15 protein-coding genes are annotated in these 23,933 nt (G+C 36.8%); 1 reads left to right on the top strand and 14 read right to left on the bottom strand.

Annotated features, from left to right (window positions below; translation table 11 throughout):
- The first annotated feature begins 2 nt into the window (after positions 1–2).
- Positions 3–623: a hypothetical protein gene (locus tag A8B35_RS19180; RefSeq protein ID WP_068475034.1), complete on the top strand. Its 621-nt coding sequence runs from the start codon at positions 3–5 to the stop codon at positions 621–623.
- Positions 624–737: 114 nt separating this feature from the next.
- Here A8B35_RS19180 and A8B35_RS19175 read toward each other — a convergent pair whose 3' ends face one another.
- From A8B35_RS19175 to A8B35_RS19110, 14 genes are all read right to left on the bottom strand, one after another.
- A complete protein-coding gene (locus tag A8B35_RS19175; protein ID WP_068475031.1) occupies positions 738–2,372 on the bottom strand; it encodes a sodium:solute symporter in 1,635 nt (544 codons plus the stop codon).
- Positions 2,373–2,400: 28 nt separating this feature from the next.
- Entirely contained in the window at positions 2,401–3,924 is a 1,524-nt protein-coding gene (locus A8B35_RS19170; protein WP_068475028.1) for a cellulase family glycosylhydrolase, read from the bottom strand.
- Positions 3,925–4,002: 78 nt separating this feature from the next.
- A complete protein-coding gene (locus A8B35_RS19165; protein WP_068475025.1) occupies positions 4,003–5,025 on the bottom strand; it encodes a glycoside hydrolase family 130 protein in 1,023 nt (340 codons plus the stop codon).
- Positions 5,026–5,121: 96 nt separating this feature from the next.
- A complete protein-coding gene (locus A8B35_RS19160) occupies positions 5,122–6,645 on the bottom strand; it encodes a cellulase family glycosylhydrolase (protein ID WP_068475022.1) in 1,524 nt (507 codons plus the stop codon).
- Positions 6,646–6,719: 74 nt separating this feature from the next.
- Positions 6,720–8,432 (bottom strand): hypothetical protein, encoded by a 1,713-nt coding sequence (locus A8B35_RS19155; RefSeq protein ID WP_068475019.1) that lies wholly within the window; start codon positions 8,430–8,432, stop codon positions 6,720–6,722.
- 23 nt (positions 8,433–8,455) lie between these two features.
- Positions 8,456–9,961, bottom strand: a complete 1,506-nt coding sequence (locus tag A8B35_RS19150) for a RagB/SusD family nutrient uptake outer membrane protein (protein WP_083634542.1) — start codon at positions 9,959–9,961, stop codon at positions 8,456–8,458.
- Between the two features lie 12 nt (positions 9,962–9,973).
- Positions 9,974–13,063, bottom strand: coding sequence for a SusC/RagA family TonB-linked outer membrane protein (locus tag A8B35_RS19145; RefSeq protein ID WP_068475255.1), 3,090 nt, complete (start codon positions 13,061–13,063; stop codon positions 9,974–9,976).
- Between the two features lie 487 nt (positions 13,064–13,550).
- Positions 13,551–15,188 (bottom strand): sodium:solute symporter, encoded by a 1,638-nt coding sequence (locus A8B35_RS19140; RefSeq protein WP_068475013.1) that lies wholly within the window; start codon positions 15,186–15,188, stop codon positions 13,551–13,553.
- A 2-nt stretch (positions 15,189–15,190) separates the two neighbouring features.
- Positions 15,191–16,708 carry a cellulase family glycosylhydrolase gene (locus A8B35_RS19135; protein WP_068475010.1) on the bottom strand — a complete coding sequence of 506 codons (1,518 nt, stop codon included), beginning with the start codon at positions 16,706–16,708 and terminating at the stop codon, positions 15,191–15,193.
- Positions 16,709–16,737: 29 nt separating this feature from the next.
- Complete coding sequence (locus A8B35_RS19130) at positions 16,738–17,568, bottom strand: sialate O-acetylesterase (RefSeq protein ID WP_068475008.1); 831 nt, start codon at positions 17,566–17,568, stop codon at positions 16,738–16,740.
- Between the two features lie 445 nt (positions 17,569–18,013).
- On the bottom strand, positions 18,014–19,027 hold the full coding sequence (locus tag A8B35_RS19125; protein ID WP_068475006.1) for a glycoside hydrolase family 130 protein: 1,014 nt from the start codon (positions 19,025–19,027) through the stop codon (positions 18,014–18,016).
- A gap of 108 nt (positions 19,028–19,135) precedes the next feature.
- Complete coding sequence (locus A8B35_RS19120) at positions 19,136–20,662, bottom strand: hypothetical protein (RefSeq protein ID WP_068475003.1); 1,527 nt, start codon at positions 20,660–20,662, stop codon at positions 19,136–19,138.
- Positions 20,663–20,729: 67 nt separating this feature from the next.
- Positions 20,730–22,403 (bottom strand): hypothetical protein, encoded by a 1,674-nt coding sequence (locus A8B35_RS19115; protein WP_068475000.1) that lies wholly within the window; start codon positions 22,401–22,403, stop codon positions 20,730–20,732.
- A 10-nt stretch (positions 22,404–22,413) separates the two neighbouring features.
- Complete coding sequence (locus tag A8B35_RS19110; protein WP_068474997.1) at positions 22,414–23,916, bottom strand: RagB/SusD family nutrient uptake outer membrane protein; 1,503 nt, start codon at positions 23,914–23,916, stop codon at positions 22,414–22,416.
- Positions 23,917–23,933: the final 17 nt, after the last annotated feature.

Below are 23,933 nucleotides of genomic sequence, written 5' to 3'. Positions count from 1 at the left end.
TTATGTCAACAGAAATTAAAATTACCTACACTAATAAGTCCATGAATAAGGACTTACCTACGGTTTTTGTATTTACAAAAAACGAAATCCCAACCTTCGATGTACTAAAGGAAGGCGTGGCATGGCGAACTATTCCTGATATAGGACGAGGTTCTTCTAGTAGTTTTGTATTTCCTATTATTACAGAAGTAGGAGCCACATGGAAAGGCGGAATGAATAAGACTCAGGTTTTATCATCGGATATTGGAAAACGATATACAGTGAGCAAAAACGATACTGGTATTGTGCTTGCTCAAAACGGAAATGCTTCTGATACTAAATCAATCGATATTAATAATGATGCAAACATACCTGATGGTGTAAGTGCATCTTTATACAAAGATGGTAAATTGATGATGACCAAAAACATTGTTGGTTATGGCCAAAAAGCCACTTTTGTTCTTAAGCCCAAATTGTACTGGGGAATTGCTTCAGAGATTCAAGAGGGAGCATTACTTAACTCTGCAGTATTAAATACCGATCATTTCTTTGAGCAAGATTTAGAAGGCGTAACTGAGGTTAATATATCCTTAAATGGAAATGCAGAAGATGGCTATTCCTTTAAAATTGATAATCAGAAATAAACCCTATTTATAAAAAAAGCATTAGATATAGGAAAATATGATGCTATAAATAGAAATAAAAATAGGGCTATCTCTGCCGAGATAGCCCTAATAATATTACATTATTCTTTCTGCTTAAAAGAAAATAGCGTACATGGTAAAACAAGCAATAACCAAGGCTAAGGCTAAAACTCTAAAGTTTTTATACCAAACTACACCTTCTAGTTCTTTGCTTTCTTCGTGCCATATTTTTCTCGTCCAAGTGTTTTGCGCCACTTGTACCGGATTTGGCGCAGGAGTTAATAAACTAACTACCACATTAACTGCCACACTAAATATTAACACAATTGGCGCTAACAATAAAAAGTGAAGTGTTATTTCTACGCCTAACACATATTTTGCAATCATTATGGCTGCGGCAACAAATAAACCTGATAACAAACCAGACATGGCGCCTTTTGCATTTGATCGTTGCCAAAATAAACCTAAAAAGAAGGTTCCTACAATTGGAGGTGCTAAATACGACATTACCTCTTGATAATACGATACCAACGAATCGAACTGCTGTATTACAGGCGCCCAAAAAATAGCAAATACCAATACTACTATTGATGTGATACGACCTACACGAACCAACTTTTTACTATCGGCATTTTTATCAAATCGTTGATAAAAATCCATTGTAAATAGGGTAGATACTGAACTTAAGGTAGCACTTAAGGTCGAAGTTAAGGCCGAAATCATAGCTGCCAAAATAATCCCGATAAGCCCTACTGGTAACAACTTCACAATCATACGAGGGTATACTTGATCGGTATTGATACCGAATGCCGATTTTAAAGTACTCCCATCAACCATATGTTGTGGTAGGCCCTCAACATCGAATAAGTTGATGCCTCTTCCGATTAATCCTGGAAGGATAAAAATAAACAATGTGAATAAGTAAAGGAAGCCTACAAATAAAACACCTTTACGACCGTGATCTATCGATTTTGCCGATAAAACACGCTGCACCATAACTTGGTTATTGGCCCAAAAGTAAAAGCCTAAAATTGGAATACCCAACCACATGCCTAACCATGGCACAGTAGGATCATCGAGCGGACGTGTTAACTTAAGCCAAACGCCATCGTTAAAACGCATTGCCAATTCTTCCCAACCGCCAATCTCATGAATGGCAAAAAAGTATAAAATACCTGATCCTATAATGAGGATGGTAGCTTGAATAACATCGGCATTAATGGCCGATGATAATCCACCAACAATGGTGTAACTACCTGCAATAATTGCCATTATTACAATTATCAGGAATAAATCAACCTCAGGAAAAATTAGTTTAATAATTAATGAACCCGTGTATAAGGTAGCTGCAGCATCTAAGAATACATTACCAAAAATGGTGATGAATGAAAAGTAGTATCTCGACTTTTTATCGAATCTGCGCTCTAAAAACTCAGGCATTGTGAAAATACCCGATTTAATATAGAATGGTAAAAAGAAAAGTGCGAAAAACACCATTACCAATACCGAAATCCAATTGTAATTAAAAACAGCTATACCAGAAATAAACCCTTCGCCTGAGTGCCCCATAAGGGTTGAACTGGATACACTAGCGGCAAATAAAGAAAGACCAATTATTGGCCATTTCATACTTCGCCCTGCTAAAAAATATGAATCAGAATCTTCGCTTTGTCCATTGCGGAGTGCCCACCAAATGATGCCCACCAAGAACACTACTAAGATTGTGATATCAATTGTACTAATACTCATTTATATTATTTTACAGATTAAAATAGAACTAAAAGCTATAGGTTGTTAATAACCTAAAACTATTAGCGGCAACCGAAATATCTAATTGATTTTGCTTAAAGCTAAGCTTGTTTTGCTCAGCAACAGGGAATTCTTCAGCATCAACTTTATAGGCATTTTCTTCGTAAACAAATTCCTGAAATAAGGCATTTGATGCAACATCAGCATTTAAAGTCAGGTTATGATCAGCCTCTGTTGTGTTTACAATACCAATTGTTACTTGCTTACCATTAACTGCTGTTACAACGCGCAAACCTTCGCAATTAAGCACCTCGGTTTTAACAATTGAACTACCCGGCTGTATATATCTACAAGTTAAAGACCATGTATAGAACCACGGACGAATAGCTTCATCGGCAGGGTTGTTACATAGCTCCGTTCCTAATGAATTCCAAAAGCCCCATCGCTTAATCTCATTTTTATTACCAAGGTCGTTTAAGGTATGCATGGCATCATCAGCAGCCCAGGCAGCAGAACCATGAAAACCAGTGTTCATAACCTGAATGGTAGCATTTGCCATATCAATTCCGTAAGAAAAATCGTAAACATCCATTTGCGAATCTTCACAAGCATATGGATCTTTCGCTACACGAGCTTGGTTTTCGGCACTATTTCTATCTGTACCTAACTCACCAAAAAGGATAGGTAAATTTACTTCACGTGCTTTCTCTGCTAAATTCGCATAGTCAATCTCAATTCTTCCTTCTCTAATAATATGAGCCTCGAGATACGCATGAATTTCGAGTGCGCCCATATCGTCTTTTAAATCATCAGCGGCTTGGTGAATCCACTCCATACCCGTATAATCTGATTTATGATTATCGCAATGCGCAACGGCATCTGGTCCGGCAATGGTAACGGTTTTATCTAAACCTTTATCGCGTAAAGCTTGGGCCAACATGCTCGCTCCTTCTCTCCATTGATCGTAATCGCCATCAACGGTAGACCAATCGCCATTAGGCTCGTTTACTAGGTTGAAATAACGGATGCAAGTATACCCTTTAGTATTAATTAAATAATCTAAATGATCCACAATCATCGAAATCCATACAGGATCGTTCGCTCCCTTTAATATTCCTGAAAAGCCAGCATCCACATCATGCACCTCATAAGGTACTCCCCACTCGCCAAGAAGAACGGTAATATTGTTTTTTTCACAGTAATCTAATAATTGCTCTAACACTTTTTCCTCATCAGTATCAAAATCAATTATTGGATTATTGTTTTTATCAAACCCTTTTAGATATCGCCAGTTTGCCTGATCAACAATACGCATAAAATGCGGCTGCATATAATCTAAACGGTGATACACACGGGCCCATTTTTCAGGTGTCATTAACAAACCCCAATCAGCATCTTTAGTGTCTGCATGCGGATAAGGATCGAGCTGCACACCGTTTCCAATAAAATTTTCTGTTACTATATCTGTAGTATTTATATTTACAGTAACCTGATTTTTAGGCGTACAAGACATGATGGTTAATGCAATTAATATTGCCGAAAATAATCTCATGTGACAAATTTTAATTATAAAACAAAAAGCCACCCCTATACCAATAAATAAATCAAGTATAAGTGGTGGCTAAAAAAATTATTTTTTAGAATTCGACTTAACGAATGCTAAAATTTCTTTTACGCTACATGTTGCTAAACCAATATATTTATCAGCACCACCATAGTACACGTAAAGTGTATCGTCGATAATTACATTTCCTGTTGGGAAAACACATCCTTTATAGAAACCTTCTTTTTCGTAATCGTGCTCCGGCTCCATAATCCAGTCCTCAGCACGTGCAATTACTTTTGTAGGATCTTCAAGATCTAATAAAGCAACTCCAACACGATAATAACCTTCTCCGCCGTTTTCAACACCATGATAGATTACTAACCATCCTTCTTCAGTTCTTAACGGAGGAGTTGATCCACCCACTTTTTCTTCCCAGGTACCATTGATACCACCAATAAGCATTGTAGAAGGCTCGTTCCACACCATTAAGTCATCAGAAAAACGAATCCAAATAGCTGGTTTCTCCACGCCATAACCTTCGCCAATCCATTGTTTAGGGCGGTGAAGCATGGCGTATTTGCCGTTAATTTTCTCTGGGAAAAGAATTACATCACGGTCATCTAAATTAGTATCGGTTACACGACCCAAACGACGCCAGTTTTTAAAATCTTTAGTTACTGCTAAAGCTGAGTTAGCAATATTGTCTTTCATCACTGCAGGTGAGTGCTCGTTAGTTTCTGGTAAAAGAATAACATCGTGAGCAAATTTCCAATACTGACCTGGGTGATGTGGACGATATGCATAAGTTACATAAAAGTCATCGCCAAATTTAACAATACGAGGATCTTCAACGCCACCTTGATCAGGACCGTCAACAGAAGGACCAAAAGTAGGCTCATCAGAAACTCTTTCGAAGTTTACACCATCAGTACTTACAGCAGTACCCATGCGAATATAATGTTCTTCATCGTCACCTGCGGCGCGATAAAGCATAGTAAATTTTCCGTTTTCGTACCACACACCTGGGTTACATACCACAAGGTTTTCCCATGGATTTGTTGCGTGAGGTTTTAAGATTGGGTTGTTTTGATGTTTCGTTAATTTCATCTTTTCGTATTATTAATTTTAATATTTCTTAGTTTGATATTTAAGAGCTCCTTTGTTTTTTAATGTAAAAACTAAGGAGCAATTGTATTTTATATGCTACTGCATATTTGTTAAGATTATAACTGATTGTGCTGCTACGTTGATATTGTAGTTGCTGAAATCGATATTTATATTCTCTTCACAAGGAATTGGAAATCCTTCAGCATCAGTCTCGCCTTCGAATGAGCCATCACTTTTAGATATATATTCGAATTTGTTTACGCCTGAGAAATCGAAACTTACTTCAGCTTCAATATTAATATCTGGATAAGATACCACGTGCGAATTAACAATGGCCATGGTATATTCACCACCTTTTTCGGCAACTACGGCACGTACCCCTTTACGGTTTGGTAATTCAACTTCGTAGATATTTGATTCAGCAGGGAAATAACGACACAATAAAGAAACTGGGAAATAGAAAGGACGTAACTCTTCGTCTTCAGCACTTTCAAAGGCCTCTTCGCCAAGAATATTCCAGAATCCCCATCTTTTTAATTTCTTTGAATTATTTCCTTCTGGCTGATTGTACATGGCATCATCCATATCCCACACCAATGCGCCTGAAAAACCAGCCATCATGGTTTGAATAATTGCATCCGATACATCTACTCCATAAAAACCATCGTAGATAAACATATTACTATCATCTGAAGCGTATTTATCTGCATCAATTCTGCTTTGATTCTCATCTTGTAAATCTGCATCAGCATCGTAGTACTTTAGGCCAATTTCGCCCATTACAATTTGCTTTTCGGCCGGTGCTGCTTTTCGGTATGCTTCAAGAACACTCATATACCCGCTTCCATTAACCACACTTTTGGTTGGATAAGTATGAATTTCGTACATGCCCATATCATCGCCAAAATCGGCTGCTGTTCTGGTAATCCAATTTGTAGCATTGGCATCGCTAAACACAGCAATATCAGGCCCTGCTAACTGCACTTTATTTATCAGTCCGCTTTCTACTAGCTTTGCATGATATTTCTGCGCTACCGTTTTCCACAAGTTATAATCAGAATTGGTTGATGACCAATCTCCGTTTGGCTCATTAACCATATTGTAGTGCTTGATACAAGTATAACCACGCTCATTAATAAGCATGTCTAAAAACTGAATAGAACGATCTAACCATTGCTCATCAATGTTATTTCTATCTCCATCGATAAACTGGTGGCCCCACTCGCCAAACATCACTGTTATGTTATTATCGGTACAATATTGCAGCATATTATGGAAGGCTGCAGTAGACTTTTCTGGTGTATACTCACCATTGGTAGTATAATTCCAATTGGCATCAATCATGATTCGGATAAAAGGAGGACGCATAAAATCAATGCGCTTCTTCATTTTTGCCCAATCTGCATCGTTAAAGTCATTTGAGCCGGTCCACTCTTCGATAATATCGTAACCGCCCCATTGTGCTCCATTACCAATAAAATTGGTAGAAATTGGAGTGGTATTTTTGATAACGAAAGCCGCAGCATTATTATCGGGCATACCGCTTGAAGCGTCATCTTTACATGCCCACAGGGTGCCTACAGCAATGCAAATACTAACTAATATTAATAACTTCCTCATATTACTCTCGTTTTTTTATTCGTGATTTAAAACCATTTGCAATACGTATTGCAAATGGTTTATCTGGATAATTATTAGTTTGCTTTTACTATGCTATAGTTTATGTATTTACTTAAGTGCGCAATTATTTGGTAATTCTGACGGATTTCATCTTCCGAATTCCATTCGTCCCAACTGAAGCCATCAAACTCATCTTCCAACGCAGCTTTTATAGTAACTCCACTATTGCTATAATCTAAATCCATAGTAACAGACTCTCCACCAACTGTAAGAATTAATTGATTGGTTTCTCTATCTTGTTTCCAAGTACCAGAACCTGTTGGGAATTGGCGCATACGCTCGTTAAAATCCCAACCTTGTGCAGTATTTGTAAACTCACCAAAAGCGCCATCATTACCTGCCTGATGTTCAAAAGTACCTTCGGCAAAACCATTGTTGTTTTTGTTAGTTACTGCAAATACAAACTGGTTATCCATCTCAGCTTGTAAACCAGGTAAGGCATTTTCACCTAATAAATTAAGCGAACCCCAATATCCCCAATCGTCCCATGAGAAGAAATCGTATGAAGTTTCAATTCCTGAGATATTCCAAGTTCCCTCTAAAGAAATATACGATGGTGTTATTTCAATAGTCCATTCAGCAGTTTCACCACTTTCAGAAGTAACGTTTACTTTAGCCTTAAAATCATTAGAAAAATCAAGTTTTGAACCTATCTCAATATTTGAAGTAGCTGCGTAAGAAATTCTATAATCTAATACCTCAACACTTGATAAATCGCTAATTTCATTCATATCAACTGTAAGACTTACATATTTTTCCTCTTCGTTGATATACTGATCTCCCTCTTGCTCTTCTAATAAAATGTAACTAATGCTATTACCCGTTTGAGGCTCATAGTTTTTAGTTAAAACATACCACATTGGGTTTGACATATGTGCCAACTCTTCGTAAGTATAATCTGTGTTATCCCAATCAAAATATTCAGGTGTATAAGGGATGGCTGCATTAAATTTAAGCTCTTCTGTCTCTTCTAAAATTTCAAGATCGATTGTATACTCTGCTCCATCTTCACTTGTAATGATGATTTGATTGCGAGTAAAATCGCGTAACCAAGTACCTTCACCTGCCGGAATTTTTCTGAAACGTTCGTTAAAATCCCATCCTTTTGAAGCGTCAGCAAAATCACCAAACTCACCATTCGGACCAGCATCGTGAATATAAGTACCTAAGGTATTTCCATCTTCGTCAGAACCCATTAAAACAAAGGTTATGGTGTTATCAAATTCAGGCGATACAGCTGGTAAATAATCAGCAATTGGTACTGTTTTATCCCATCCCCAGTCTTCCCAGGTAAATAAATCACAGTACATTCCTATTTCTCCAATATACCAAGTACCTTCAATATCAGATGAAAAATCGTGCATTTCAACAATCCACTCTAGGTCTTTTCCTTCATCAGATACCACTGTTATTGTAGTAGAACCTGTTGTAAAATCGAGCCCACTTCCGATTGTGGCGGACGAAGTTGCTTTATAGGCTAACTGGATATTTTTAATTTCAACATTTGATATATCTTCAATATCCTCTTTAATAGTGTACACCTTAATTTTAGCGTCGTCAAAATCGCGTGTTATCACTGCTGTACCTAATTGACCTTCTAATTGTAGTACCTCAATGTTACACTCTTTACTCCAACCTCCATCATTGATATCTTTAAGGAGATCTTGTTTACAAGCTCCTAGCACTACAAGTAGTGCTAGAGCTAATATGCTAAGTATTTTATTCATATCTGTTTTAATAAGAAGATTGATTAATTAGGAATATTTGGATTTAGATCCTTCTCTTTTTGTGGAATCTCAAAAAAGGCAGCATCATCTTCGCTTAGTGTAGCATTAGGAACATTGGCTGTAACCGATGCCGTACGACGAAGATCATATAAACGTTGCGCTTCAAATGCGAATTCATACTTACGCTCTTCAATAACCGCTTGTCTGAATTGTTCTAAACTCATTCCTGAAAGTGGGTTAAGTCCAGCTCTACCCCTTACTCTGTTTAACCACGATAAACCTTCACCTGGCCCCACAGCCTCTGCATATACCAATGCGATATCTGTGAAACGGATCATAAAAGGTGTTACACTTGTTTTTTGATTATCAGAAGTGTGATCAACATACTTCACTGAGAAACGGCTTAAAATAGTAGTGATTGTATCACTCTCTGGAGTTACACTTCCTGTAATAACACCATTCTCATCGTATATATCGCCTTGAATAAATGATTTTCTCAAATCACCCTCTTCAAAAGAATTGTAAAACGATTCCTCTATCTCAAAAGAACCAAAACCATTTGCCGTTTTTATAAACTCCTCTGAATTAGGAACTTTTAAATGATACGCACTACCAGCTCCATTGGGTAAAAATAACATTGGTATTTTAGAGTACTCACCTTCATCAACACCAGATTTATCCATGCTTAATAGCCAAATATGCTCCTGACCATTTTTCTTATTCACATCGTAAATAGTTCCTAAATCCTCTTCAAAACCATAAGAGCCTGATGACATTACTTTACCTGCCCACGTAGCTGCCTGAGCATACATATCGTTAGCATCCTTAGCCATTGTGCGGTATCCTGCAGCATTATTTGCTTTACCTGATGCTATGGTTATGTAAACCTTTGCTAGTATAGCTTGAGTACCAACTAAATCAAAACGACCTTCAATTTTATTTTCCTTAAGAACCTCCGTGGCAGCCGTTAAATCCTCGATAATAAAATCGTATAACTCATCAAAATCCTCTGGCATTGGTAGTATAGCCTGGTCAATTGACTCAACTATTGACTTAGATAGAGGAGTTAAACCAAAAACTCGCACTAAGCTAAAATAACTCCATGCTCTAATTACCTTTGCTTCGGCAATAAAAGCTTCCTTATATTCATCAGAAAAATCACTATTAGGCACCTTTGAGATGATTGCATTGGCTCTGTTTATACCGATGTAGCAATATTTATAAAAGTTTTCGAGGTCAAGGTTAATACCATGCGACTCTGTATTCCAATTATTTAAATTATGCCAATCTACTGACTCGTCATTTTTAAGATCTACAAGATCAGCCGGTAATTCTCCAATACTGAAAATACCACGGTGATACTCAATAAAATTGAAGGTATTGTAAGCATAATAAATAGCTGCTTCAGCATCTGATACCGATTTGTAAAAATTATCGTCGTGATAAATTCCCCTTGGGTTCTCGTCAAGATTACATGACGAAAACAATACCGTTAGGGCTAGTACTATTTGTATATATAATTTATTCATGATAACTGTTTATTAGAATGATACATTTAGTCCGAAAGTGAATCCTCTTAAGAGTGGATAGCCACCATTGTAGATACCATTTAAGCCTACTTCAGGGTCGTAACCTTCGAACTTACTCCATGTAAATAAATTGGATGCATTTACATACACTCTTGCCGATGAAATAAAATCAACCTTATTAACATCAAAAGTATATCCTAACACGATGTTTTGCAGACGAACAAACGAACCATCTTGGATAAATGCATCACTAAATAAGTACTGACGTGTTGCATTTAAACTAGGGTATAAATTGGTTTGATTATCAGGAGTCCAACGTAGTGGTTTAGCATCTGGCTGATTGAAACGATCAACATATATTACATCGTTACCAAACACACCATTAAAGAACATAGATAAATCCCAATTCTTATAATTTAAATCAAGTGTTAAACTTGCCATAAAATCAGGATTAGGATCTCCGATGATTGTTCTGTCATCAGGACTAAGCATTCCGTCTCCGTTTAAATCTACATATTTAAACTCACCAGGTTGCGCTTGCTGACCAGTAAGACCTGCTGCATGTCCCTCTTCAACAGATTGTATAATACCATCCGTTTTATAACCATAAAAAACATTTAGTGGCTGACCAATAGCTAACAATGTTGCACCTTGACGAAATTGATCGATATAACCATCTCCTCTAAATCTGAATAACATTCCGGTATTCGGATCGGTTTGTAAACCTGACTCTTCAGCTGATCCAAAATCAAGAACCTCTGTACGGTTGCGCGAGAAAACAAAATTAGCGTTTAACGAGAAATCTTTAGTATTTACTACGTTAGCATCTAAACCTAACTCAATACCTTGATTTTGAATAACACCATTATTCATCAACACTTTATCGTAACCTGATGAAAGTGGAAGGTTTACTAGATCTAATAAATCCTCTGTTTTTTTATGATAGTAATCGAAGTGACCACGTAAACGTCTGTTGAAGAAGGCAAAATCAAGACCAATATCTAATTGCTTTGTAGTTTCCCACTTTAAGTCAGGATTTGACAAACCATGCCACTCCACATACTGCCAATAATCACCGTAACGTCCACCTTCATATCCAGGACCAATTCCTGTGTTCCACGATCCGTTTGAATAATATCTTTCACTTCCGTATCTACCAATTCCACTATATGGATTAATATCTTGGTTACCAGAAACACCATAACTCACGCGTGGCTTTAATTCATCAAAAACATTTAAGTCTTGAATCCACTCTTCATTATGCATTTTCCAACTTGCAGCTCCAGATGGGAAATAACCTGTTCTATTATTAGCACCAAATTTAGATGATGCATCTGAACGAATTGTACCGGTTACTAAGAAACGATCGTCGTAAATATAATTTACTCTACCATAAAAAGATAACATTCTTTCATTCTCGTAATAATTACCAATCCTATTCATTGAAGGATTACCTGTTCCCATATTTCCGTTTCCTAATGATTCGTTTACAAAATCAAAAGCACTTAAATCGGAAGTATTGCGTGTAACATCGCGATACGAATGACCCGCCATTGCAGTAAAATGGTTTTTATCATCGAACCATTTATCGTAAGTAATATAGGTTTCTGAAAGTAACTCGTGGCGCTCACTATTATTTACATAACCTGCACCATTATTAAAGAATCCATCTTCGGTATGCTGACTGTGATTATATGCATTATTGATTGAAGATTGATATCTGTAATTTAACTGGCTACTTATAGTAATATCAGAAGTAATATTATAATTTAAACCGTAATTAGAGATATAATCAACGCCTTCTGTTTTATTATCTACTAAGTTTAAACGAGCCAATGGATGCTCAAAATCCTGCTCGAAACTTTTAAAATAATCGCCATCAGGTCCATAGACTGGCCAAAGTGGATTTCTCCAATAGGCCAAACCTTCATTTCTGTCTCTGGCATCCTTTGAAAAGATTTGAGAGGTAGAAACCGTTAACCTATCGCTAAACTTATGCTGTATGTTTGCCGCTATATTTACTTTTTCGTAATCGTCGCCAACTTGCATACCTGTTTCTTTCACATAGTTTGTTGATAAACTAAACGATGTAGTTTCGTTAGCACTACGTAAAGAAACCGATGTGTTATTTGACACAGGTGCATTTCTAAATACTAAATCAGCCCAATCCGTATTATGATTCCATGCCCCTGACTCAATTTCAGAAATAGACGGGTAATATACACCATTTGCATTTGGCGCTCCTATATATAAAGGTGCCAAACCTGCATTTGTCATTTCTTCATTACTTAAGCGTGCCATTAAAGCTGGATCTTCCCAAGTTAAAAGAGTAGAGCTAAACTGGTTAATGGTTGTTTGTTGGTGCACTTCAACCTTCATAACACCCTCTTTTGCTTTTTTAGTAGTAATCATGATTACCCCATTAGCTCCACGAGAACCGTAAATAGCAGATGCCGATGCATCTTTTAATACCTCCATCGACTCAATGTCGTTAGGGTTAATTTGCGATAAATTACCAGCCTCGCCCAATGGAAAACCATCAACAACAACCAAAGGAGCATTACTACCATTAATTGAGCTACCTCCACGAATACGTACATCAGATCCACCACCAGGCTCTTGTGATGAATTAATTACCTGCAAACCAGTTACACGTCCTTGTAAAGTACCCTCAACCGAATTGGCAGGTATAGAAGACAATTGTTCTGTTTTTACTGAAGTTACAGATCCTGTAACATCACTTTTTTTCATAGAACCATAACCAACAACCACAACCTCATCAATATCTAACACTTCATCCTTTAAGATAACATCAATGGTTGTTTGCCCTCCTACTAGAACTTCCGAATCAAGAAGTCCAATTGAAGAAAACATCAAAACAGCTTCCTGAGAAGAAACCTCTATCGAATAATTACCATCAAAATCGGTAATAGTACCTCCAAAAGTACCTTTCTCCACAATATTAACTCCAGGTAGTAATTCCCCAGAAAAATCCCTCACGGTTCCTGTTACTCGCACACTCTGCGCCACCCCTACGGAAGAGAAGCCGCAAAATAACATTGCGAGAAAAGCAACATTCAATACCCAATTTTTTTTATTCATATTATTATAAAAATTATGAAATGCCTTCACAGACATTAACATCTATTTAAGAAAAAATTAACTCCAACTTTTTAAAATAACAAACACTACAAATAAGACTAATTTATAATGATATAATGAATTTTTCACTTAGGTATTTAGGAACACAAACACACTCAATGCTTGATATACTTGACTTTGCAATTACTATGCCAAGTTATACTATAAAGAACAATTAACCACAACTATTTTAACACACAGCAATACTTACAGGACTAAATTGAGATATTGACAATAACGACGATGGGTATAATTGATTATTACTTAACAAGTTTATGAACATTTATTAACATAAATAACAAATAATCATAAAAAGGTTTTTTTCATTTAAGGAGTAATTTAACTCACAAAACAAACCTTCATAAAGAAGTTATTACTGGTATAAACAAAAAAAGGCTGCCTCTATTGAGGCAGCCCTACACAACAATATATAAATTGTTAGTTTTTTTTAAAAGAAGATAGCGTACATCACAAAACAAGCGATTACAAGCCCTAATGAAATAATACGGAAATTTTTATACCAAACTACACCTTTTAGTTCTTTGGTTTCGTCAATCCAAACTTGTTTAGTCCATGTATTTGCAGCTACTTGTACTGGGTTTGGAGGAGGCGTCATCAAACTTACTACCACATTTACAAGTACACTAATAACCAATACAATTGGAGCTAACAATAAGAAATGTAGCCCAATTGGCATGTCAAATACATATTTAGCAATCATTATGGATGCGGCTATAAATAAACCTGATATTAAGCCCCAAAGTGCACCTTTGGCATTTGAACGCTGCCAAAATAAACCCAAGAAAAAGGTTCCTACAATTGGCGGCGCTAAATACGAAACTACCTCTTGATAATAAGACACCAAAGAATCGAAACGCTGAATAAAAGGCGCCCAGAATATTGCAATCACCAATACTACCATTGAAGTGATTCGCCCTACTTTAACCAACTTTTTGCTATCTGCATTTTTATCAAAACGTTGATAAAAGTCCATTGTAAATAAGGTAGAAACCGAACTTAAAGTAGCACTTAATGTGGATGTTAAAGCAGAAATCATAGCTGCTAAAATAACACCGATCAGTCCCACTGGCAATAATTTCACAATCATTCGAGGATAAACCTGATCAGTATTAATTCCGAATTGAGATTTAAGTTCACCACCTGGAATAATATCCATTGGTAAATTTTCAACTCCAAACAAATTAATACCTCTACTAATTAATCCCGGTAGGATAAAAATAAATAATGTAAATAGATATAGGAATCCTACAAACAAAACCCCTTTTCTACCGTGATCGATATTTTTTGCTGAAAGCACACGCTGTACCATAACTTGGTTATTGGCCCAGAAATAAAATCCTAAAATAGGAATACCTACCCACATACCTAGCCAAGGAACTGTTGGATCATCGAGCGGACGCGTAAGTTTTAACCAAACACCGTCGCCAAATCGATTATACAACTCTTCCCATCCACCAATTTCGTGTAAGGCAAAGAAATAAAGAATACCAGAACCTATAATTAAGATAATGGCCTGAATCATATCTGCATTAATAGCCGATGACAAACCTCCTACAATTGTATAACTACCCGCAACAATTGCCATAATTACAATTATCACAAATAAATCTACCTCGGGGAAAATTAGTTTAATTATTAACGCCCCCGTATATAAAGTAGCTGCAGCATCTAAAAATACATTACCAAAAATTGTAATGAATGAGAAATAGTATCTTGATGTTTTATCAAATCGCTTCTCTAGAAATTCAGGCATCGTAAAAATCCCTGACTTTATATAGAACGGTAAAAAGAACAAGGCAAAGAACACCATTACCAAAACCGAAATCCAGTTATAGTTAAAAACAGCAATACCCGTAATAAAACCCTCACCGGAGTGCCCCATAAGAGTAGAACTAGAGACACTGGCTGCAAAAAGCGAAAGACCAATAACAGGCCATTTCATATTACGCCCTGCTAGGAAGTACGAATCCGAATCGTCGCTTTTACCATTGCGTAATGCCCACCATATTATACCTATTAAAAAGGCCGCAATGATGGCTATATCTATTGAACTTATATTTATCATTATTAATATTTTAAAGAGGTAAGAAGAACAAAACTCTTGGCAGGAAGAATAACTTCGAAATTATTACTTGCTTTGATATTTGACGCCACAGCCATGGGAAAACCATTGTCATCCACCTTTGAATTACCCTCTTGGTAAACAAACTTTTGAAGGTGAGTAGCCATTGATAAATCAAGAGCAAGAGTATCTTGAACGCTTGAATTATTAACCAAAGCAACTGTGATATCTTCATTTAAAACTCCGGCTGTGATACGAACACCATCTTTACCAGAAGCATCCGTATTTACAATTGCACTCCCCGTTGGGAAGTAACGACACATTAAAGACCAAGAATAGAACCAAGGGCGGATATTTTCGTCCTCTGGATTATTAGCTAACTCTGTGCCTAAGCTATTCCACATGCCCCAACGCTTAATTTGGTGCTTAAACCCTAAATCATCTAAGGTATGCATCGCATCATCTAGCGCCCAAGCTGCCGCCCCTGAATAACCCGCATTCATACTTTGAATTAAAGCATCGGCCATATCCACTCCATAACTATAATCATACACCTCCATTTGGCTATCTTCACACGCAAAAGGGTCTGCTTTAGCGCGCGCTTGATTTTCTTCACTATTGCGACTAAAACCTAATTCGCCAAATATAATTTGCTTACCGGCGTCTTTAGCATACTTAGCGATATCGCCATGGTATTTTTTAAAACCACCTGATCGAACCAATTCATGGTCGGTATAATCATGCACTTCGAAAATACCAATTTCGTCACCTAATTGCTTAGCTGATTCTTCAACCCAACCAGCACCTGTGTATGTTGATCGTGGATTATCGTAACGAGTTACAGCATCGGGTCCAGCTACTGATATTTGTTTATCTAAACCTTTTTCTTTTAAAGCTGACACTAACATTTTAACACCCTCGCTCCACTCAACAAAATCGCCTTTTACACTAGCCCAATCGCCGTTTGGTTCGTTAACCAAATTATAATACTTAATACAGGTATATCCTTTGGTATTGATTAAATAATCGAGATAAGCCACAATGCTATTGATCCATTTAGGATCGTTGGCACCAAAAAACTTATCGGAATGACCTGCATCTTTATCGTGCATTTTATAGGGCGTTCCCCATTCGCCTATTAAAACCGTAATATTGTTTTCTTGGGCGTAATCAAATATTTTTTCAACTGCTTTTACCTCCGGAGTATCGAAATCGAGAATTGGATTGCCTTGCTTATCAAACCCAACCATATAACGCCAGTTGGCCTGATCGCAAACTCTAAAAAGCTTCGGTTTCATGTAGTTTAGTCTAGTGAAATTCATATCCCACTTTTCGTCAGTCATTAACTTCCCCCAAACAGCATTCTCTGTATCTGCATGCGGATAAGCCGACCACTGAACTCCATTACCAATAAAATTGGTACTAATTACTTCACTGGTTTTTATTTTAATCACATCTGCATTTTCATGACTACAGGCAGCAAACAACATTACCACAAGTAGCATTGAAATAAAATATCTCATCTTAAATTCTTTTCTATTACAATTGATTATTAATATCCTAAGATTGAAAGCATCTCAGTAGCATATCTTCTACCTAACTTTCGCACACCCGCAGAGTCAAAATGCACATTATCTTCACTAACGCTACATTTACTTGAAGAAATAACATGGGCCGTAGGAATAGTATATGGTAATGTATTAATGATTGTATTCATACTTGAACACTGTCCTCCCATATCAGCATGCACAACTTCGCCAGCTAACAAAGGAACATCTTCTGCATTAAGCGACAAATCACGCAACATATTATCGTATACTACCTTTACATACTTAGGCCAGTTCTGATCTCTTTCGTTGGTTTCGCCCTGATGCAATAATATGCCCTTAATTACACCATCCTTTTGAGCTTGCTTTGCTAAGCTTATCAATCGCTCATAAGGATTACCTCCGTAAGCATTCACCTGATCAATAAACCATTGTGCCGGATAAGAATCTGTATAATCTTGATAAATTGCTTTGTCGAATAAACGAATATCAGAACCACCAACAGCAACACTAATTACACCTACCTCAATACTATCTGGTGTACAAGCAGCCATGGTTCGTCCGAAATAATCAGAAGGTGACAACCTTGCCCAACACTGACTTAAAGGGGGTACAGCATCGTACCAATTCCCTATTTCTCGTCCGTTTTTATCACAATCAGTAGAAGCCATTACTTTAAACCCTTCAACCGGAAGCTTATCCTGCTCCTCAATATCGGCAGAGCCCTCCATATTAGATTGTCCGAAACATAAATAAATATGGAAATTAGGATTTTGAGATTGCATATTTACCGCAATTATAAGAAATAAAACAAATGTGATTAATCTTGATTTCATAATAAACTGATACTTTAATTAAAACAAAGCTTACCTCATGCAAGGTAAATGCAAACGAGGTAAACTTTGTGTTTATTTTTTTACAATATTAAGCTAATTAAATAATAGAGCCCTAAATAACAATATCGTATTGGGATTTCATCCCAAACCCGACTTCATTTTTTATCTTGATACAAAAAACAGAAGCAAAAAAGATCAAGGCTGCTTTTCAAATAGTTTTCTTATTTAACTCAAGCTTAAGTGCGAACGGGTGATTTTCGAGCACAGCTCTCAACTTCCCGTTCTTTCTAAAGCTTTCATCAAAACGAAACCCATTCGAAAAAGAGGCCGTTAAACGAGGCGCATAAAACAACCTCTTTTAATGCTAATCACGTATACACTATTTGATAAAAATATTGTGCAAATTCAATTAGAATACTCTTACTAAATAAACTCAATATTTCAACTATCCTTTTTTAACAAAGTCTAATATTTCAGAAACCTTACAAGTAGCTAATCCTACATATTTATCAGCTCCACCATAATACACATATAATGTATCATCAACAATTACATTACCTGTTGGAAAAACACATCCTTTATAGAATCCTTCTTTTTCGTAATCGTGCTCCGGCTCCATAATCCAATCCGAGGCACGTGCAATTACTTTGGTAGGATCTTCTAAATCCAATAAAGCAACCCCAACTCTGTAATAACCCTGTCCACCATTTTCTACACCATGATAGATTACTAACCAACCATCGTCGGTTTTTAACGGAGGGGTTGAACCACCAACTTTCTCTTCCCAAGTACCATCAATGCCACCAATTAGCATTGTACTAGGCTCATTCCAAACCATTAAATCTTCTGAAAAACGAATCCAGATCGCTGGTTTATCAACACCATACCCTTCACCTACCCATTGTTTTGGGCGGTGTAACATAGCAAACTTTCCGTTTATTTTTTCTGGGAAGATAATTACATCTCTATCATCTAAGTTACTATCTGTAACTCTACCCAAACGACGCCATTTTTTAAAATCTTTAGTTACCGCCAAGGCTGAGTTGGCAATATTATCTTTCATTACCGCAGGAGAATACTCATTGGTTTCTGGCAATAAAATTACATCGTGAGCAAATTTCCAATATTGCCCAGGGTGATGCGGACGATATGCATATGTTACGTAAAAATCGTCGCCAAACTTAACGATGCGAGGATCTTCAACTCCACCTTGATCAGGACCATCAACTGAAGGTCCAAAAGTAGGCTCGTCAGAAACTCTTTCGAAGTTTACACCATCAGTACTTACGGCAGTACCCATGCGAATATAATGTTCTTCATCATCGCCTGCGGCGCGATAAAGCATAGTAAATTTTCCGTTTTCGTACCACACGCCTGGGTTACATACCACAAGGTTTTCCCATGGATTTGTTGCGTGAGGTTTTAAAATTGGGTTGTTTTGATGTTTTGTTAGTTTCATAATTATTTTGATTAGGAGATAATTGAAACCACTACAGGTGATTTCAATTATCCTATTATTTTGTCTTACTCGTATTATTTATTTTACCTAAAGGAATTACAATTATTCCTACTCCATATTTGTGTACAAGATGAATGACTCACCCTCAAGTGTCATCTCAACACCACTTTTAAAATCAACACTCATCGCCTTTTCTGCTGGTGCAGCAAAGCCATTTTCATCAACCACACCCACAAAAGTGCCGTCAGCATTAGATTTATAAGTGTATTTATCCATAGTCAGAGACGAAAGAAAATCTGATTTTAAATTGATTGGATAAGTTACATAATGAGAGTTCACTATGGCAACAGTATATTTACCATCCTTCTCACCCATAATAGCGCGAACGCCTTTTTTATTCGGCAATTCAATATCGTAAATAGTTGATCCTGCAGGGAAATATCTACACAATAAAGATGAAGTATAAAAGTACGGACGAATCTCTTCGTCTTCAGGAGTACCACAAAGCTCCTCACCTAAGATATTCCAAAATCCCCAGCGCTTTAACTCCTTTGTTTGCCAATCCGGATTATCACCACTTGGGCTGTTGTACATAGCATCATCCATGCCCCAAACCAATGCTCCTGAGAAACCGGCACGCATAGACTGAATGATTCCATCAGCCATATCAATACCATAAAAGGCTTTATAAATCATCATGTTTGAATCTTCGCCAGCATATGGATCAGCAGCAATAGCAGCTTCATTTTCTGCTTTTAAATCGGCATCCACCTCAGTGTACTTAAACCCAATCTCGCCTAGTACTATTTGTTTATCAGCAGGAGTAGCATCGCGATAGGCTTGTAACATTGTTGTATAATCGCCATTACGAACAATTAATTGTTTTGGATAAACATGGATATCGTACAAACCAATATCCTCTCCTAAATCCTGAGCTGCTTTTGTTATCCAAGTTGCTTCGCTTGAACTATCGAAAATAGCCACATCTGGCCCCATTAATTTAACGGAAGAAAGCTCATAATTTTTCATCTCTGCTAGGTACAAATCTTGTACATTTTTCCATATATCGTAACTACCTTCTGTTGAAGACCAATAACCATTTGGTTCATTAATGATATTAACTGTTTTAATACATGTAAATCCTTTTTCGTTAACCAAGTGATTTAGAAACTTAACAGAATTGGCAATCCAATCCGTATCGATATTTGTAATATCACCATCAGACTCATGTCCCCATTCTCCGTAAGCAACTTCAATGCTTCTGCTTTGCGAGTAATCAAGCATTTTAATCAAAGACTCTGTCTTTGTGGTTTCGTCGTACTCACCATTATTATCATACGACCAACTTGCTCCAGTTAAAATACGCAAGAAAGGAGGTCGCATATAATCAATACGCGTAAATAATTTATTCCAATCGGCATCACTTAATGTAGTTTGGCCATCAAACCAATCTCGTACGTTATCGTACCCACCCCATTGTGCTCCATTACCTACAAAGTCAGTTGAAATCACTTTACTGGTAATGGTTATATCTCTATTTTTTACAATACTATCTGGTGTCCCTTCGTCATTCTGACAAGCCGAAACCGACAGTAACAAAGAAAATATCCCGCTTATTAAAAGTCCTGCTCTCATTGTTTTATATTTTATAACTCCACTTGCAAAGCATATTTGCAAGTGGAATATTTGTTATCTATACTTATTACTTATCGAGATTAATATCGAATTGATAAGACCAACACATATAATTGTCATAGTTATTATAATTCCATGTAGGCTCATTATCTTTATATGGAATTTCAAACTGAAGTGTAACACCTGTATCTGTTGGTACTAACTTTGCAGTAGATGTTATTTCATCCTTTGAAACACCAATAGACATTGTAAGGGTATTTAAATCTAACTCCCAGTAAGACTCCCCAGTAGGAAGTAAATGCCTAAGTTTATAGTTCATATCTACCGTGTCATCATCAGGCATATCATAATCAGCATATTGGCCATCAGCACCCGCATTATTTGTAATTTTACCAAAAGGCTTGCCATCACTTAAGCCCTCTTCAACAATCACCACCTCGTTGTCATATTCCTTAGAAGCATTAACAAAGTCCACGCTAATATCCTTAGTATATTTATCACCCCATTCTTGTTCAACATAAATAATCTGAGAAGGAAGCGACCAAGTGCCTGCTAAATCAGGAGCTACCATTAATTTGATAGTCCAAACCGACTCTTCACCCGCTTCTGAAGTAACGGTAACACTGCTTGTATTTTCTGATGAAAAATCGAGTGTGCTACCCACAACAACATCCGCAGAAGCACCATACGATACTTCAAGCGCTGTAATTTCTATTGCAGAGATATCTGAACCATTATCTGGGATAACCACTACAAGCTGCTTATTTTCTTCATCTACACTAGATTCACCTAGCTGATCCTTCACCATTAAGTTAAGTATAGAGTTACCCGTTTGGGGCTCATAATCCTTAGTAAGTTTGTACCACATTGGGTTAGACATGTGAGCTAATTCTTCATATACCCAATCCGTATCGTCCCAATCTACAAGCTCTGGCAAATAATCTAAAGCACCTTTTAATGCTAGTTCGCCAGTCTCTTTAAACAACTCTAAGTCTAACTCATATTCCTTATCCTTATCATCGGTAATTACAACTTTATTACGAGCAAAATCGCGTAACCAAGTTCCTTTACCCATCGGAACTCTTCTAAACCTTTCATTGAAATCCCATTCTTTACTTTCGTCAGAAAAGTCGCCATATAAGTTATCGTTACCAGCGTTATTTTCATAACTCCCAAAAGGATTCCCTTTTTCATCGGCTCCTTCAACAACAAAACTTATTTTATTATCCAACTCAGGAGATACTGCAGGTAAGTAATCAGCAATCATTACTGTTTTTTCCCACCCCCAATCTTCAGAACTCCACATATCGCAGTACATCCCTATTTCGCCAATATACCAGTCGCCTTCTAAATCAGATACAAATGGTTTCATTGAAATATTCCACTCAAGCTCAGTTCCTGAACCCGAAACTACAGTAAGCATTGATGTTGTATCTGTATTGGCAAAATTTAATATTGAACCAACTTCGTTAGGTGTTGAAGCACCATACGATAATTCAATATCTTTTATCTCTACCTTTGATAAATCTTCGATATTCTCAAACTTTGCATATAAAATTAAGTCCGCATCATCTCCATTTCTATTAATAACCGCAGTACCAATTTGCCCATCTACCAAGAGAGAAATAACATTACGTTCTTTATTCCAATCTCCTTCCTTAATCTCTTTCAAGGGATCTACTGTACATGCAGACATCAAGACTGCAAATACGAGCATACATATATAAATTGTTTTTTTCATGACTCAATAATTAATTGATGTTAGGATTTAAATCGATTTCGCGCTGCGGAATAGGATAAAAAGACAATGCTTCAGGTGTTAGACCAGCAGCCTCAACCACTTTTTCTTGTACCATATTATTTCTTCTTAAATCCCACAAACGATCTCCTTCAAAAGCAAGCTCTCTGCGACGCTCTTCAATAACTAACTTACGGAATTCCTCTTTTGATGGCATAGCATCTAACTCATCTACACCTGCTCTTTTGCGTATCTGGTTATATTGTTTCAACGCTTCACCTCCACTAGCAACAGCCTCAGCGTAAATCAACTGCACATCAGAATAACGAATCAAATAAGGCTTAACACTTGTTTTTTCTCCTTCGAAATCAGCATCTAGATATTTTAAAGTAAACTCATAAGCCACCGTTCCGTCACTTACATTACCAACCAACGTTGTATCCTTCTCGTCGTAAGCTTCTGTGGTCATTAAGTCAACCCTACGTCTATCATCAGAACCGTAACTATTTAATAAATTAGAAGTCGTTTGAAAAACACTCCATCCATCTAAGGTTTTTTCAAATGTATTATCACTATGCTTTACGAAAAATTTTGCACCTCCTAAACTCGGAATAAAATAGCGTGATATTTTTGAGAAATCTCCCTCGTTAGTACCCGTACGATCCATTGACAAAATAAATATATGCTCTGGTCCATCTGGACTATTTATGCTATAAATATTTCTCGGAACAGTATCGTGTCCGTAAACATTTTGTCCGGTTAGAACCAATGCTGAATATTCAGCTGCTTTTGCATACAGTTCATCGGCGCTAGCTTGAAGAACATCATACTTTGGCACACCACTGCTTTTGGCTGATGCGGCATACAAATAAACTTTTGCCAATAATGCTTGAGCCGCCACCTTGTCAGCTAAACCTACAACCCTATTTACATTCAGTAATTCAATGGACTTTGTTAGGTCATCTATCAAGAAAGTATAGACTTCTTGCATATCCTGCGGCAAACCTGTAGTAGTTTGCTCTAATGTATTTATAAAATTTTTCTGTAATGGAGCCAAACCAAAAGTTCGCACTATATTAAAGTGATTCCACGCACGTAAAAAGTACGCCTGTCCAACAATATCATCTACTTCTGATTGCTCAAAACCGCGATCAACTACATTGGCTATTACTGCATTTGCTCTATTAATACCGATATAGGCACTACGATAATATTCTAATAACAAAGTATTTTGTGAAGTAACCTCCCAATTTACCAAAGCCTGAGCATCAGCACCCTCATCAGGTTTTACATTACAATTATCAGTTGGCAACTCACCAAAATAATAATTTAAGGGAGCATAACTTGTTAATGTTAAAGCATCGTAGGCATAATATAAAGATGACCTTGCATCATCTATCGATTTATAAAAGTTATCTGCGGAGTAAAATGATTTAGGCTCTACATCTAAGCCCTCGCAAGAACTTAAGCCCAATACAACAGCAAATCCTAATACTATTTTATTTATTGTTTTCATAATTATCTGTTTTAATA

It is taken from the genome of Saccharicrinis aurantiacus (assembly GCF_001660705.2).
In the GTDB taxonomy this organism is placed as follows: domain Bacteria; phylum Bacteroidota; class Bacteroidia; order Bacteroidales; family Marinilabiliaceae; genus Saccharicrinis; species Saccharicrinis aurantiacus.
Note: the sequence above shows the minus strand (reverse complement) of the source record. Positions and strands in the feature narration are given on the sequence as shown.

What these genes read in the sequence shown, in the direction of transcription:
- A8B35_RS19180 (WP_068475034.1), top strand. Translation starts at nt 3, where the DNA reads ATGTCAACAGAAATTAAAATTACCTACACTAATAAGTCCATGAATAAG.
- A8B35_RS19175 (WP_068475031.1), bottom strand. Translation starts at nt 2,372, where the DNA reads ATGAGTATTAGTACAATTGATATCACAATCTTAGTAGTGTTCTTGGTG.
- A8B35_RS19170 (WP_068475028.1), bottom strand. Translation starts at nt 3,924, where the DNA reads ATGAGATTATTTTCGGCAATATTAATTGCATTAACCATCATGTCTTGT.
- A8B35_RS19165 (WP_068475025.1), bottom strand. Translation starts at nt 5,025, where the DNA reads ATGAAATTAACGAAACATCAAAACAACCCAATCTTAAAACCTCACGCA.
- A8B35_RS19160 (WP_068475022.1), bottom strand. Translation starts at nt 6,645, where the DNA reads ATGAGGAAGTTATTAATATTAGTTAGTATTTGCATTGCTGTAGGCACC.
- A8B35_RS19155 (WP_068475019.1), bottom strand. Translation starts at nt 8,432, where the DNA reads ATGAATAAAATACTTAGCATATTAGCTCTAGCACTACTTGTAGTGCTA.
- A8B35_RS19150 (WP_083634542.1), bottom strand. Translation starts at nt 9,961, where the DNA reads ATGAATAAATTATATATACAAATAGTACTAGCCCTAACGGTATTGTTT.
- A8B35_RS19145 (WP_068475255.1), bottom strand. Translation starts at nt 13,063, where the DNA reads ATGAATAAAAAAAATTGGGTATTGAATGTTGCTTTTCTCGCAATGTTA.
- A8B35_RS19140 (WP_068475013.1), bottom strand. Translation starts at nt 15,188, where the DNA reads ATGATAAATATAAGTTCAATAGATATAGCCATCATTGCGGCCTTTTTA.
- A8B35_RS19135 (WP_068475010.1), bottom strand. Translation starts at nt 16,708, where the DNA reads ATGAGATATTTTATTTCAATGCTACTTGTGGTAATGTTGTTTGCTGCC.
- A8B35_RS19130 (WP_068475008.1), bottom strand. Translation starts at nt 17,568, where the DNA reads ATGAAATCAAGATTAATCACATTTGTTTTATTTCTTATAATTGCGGTA.
- A8B35_RS19125 (WP_068475006.1), bottom strand. Translation starts at nt 19,027, where the DNA reads ATGAAACTAACAAAACATCAAAACAACCCAATTTTAAAACCTCACGCA.
- A8B35_RS19120 (WP_068475003.1), bottom strand. Translation starts at nt 20,662, where the DNA reads ATGAGAGCAGGACTTTTAATAAGCGGGATATTTTCTTTGTTACTGTCG.
- A8B35_RS19115 (WP_068475000.1), bottom strand. Translation starts at nt 22,403, where the DNA reads ATGAAAAAAACAATTTATATATGTATGCTCGTATTTGCAGTCTTGATG.
- A8B35_RS19110 (WP_068474997.1), bottom strand. Translation starts at nt 23,916, where the DNA reads ATGAAAACAATAAATAAAATAGTATTAGGATTTGCTGTTGTATTGGGC.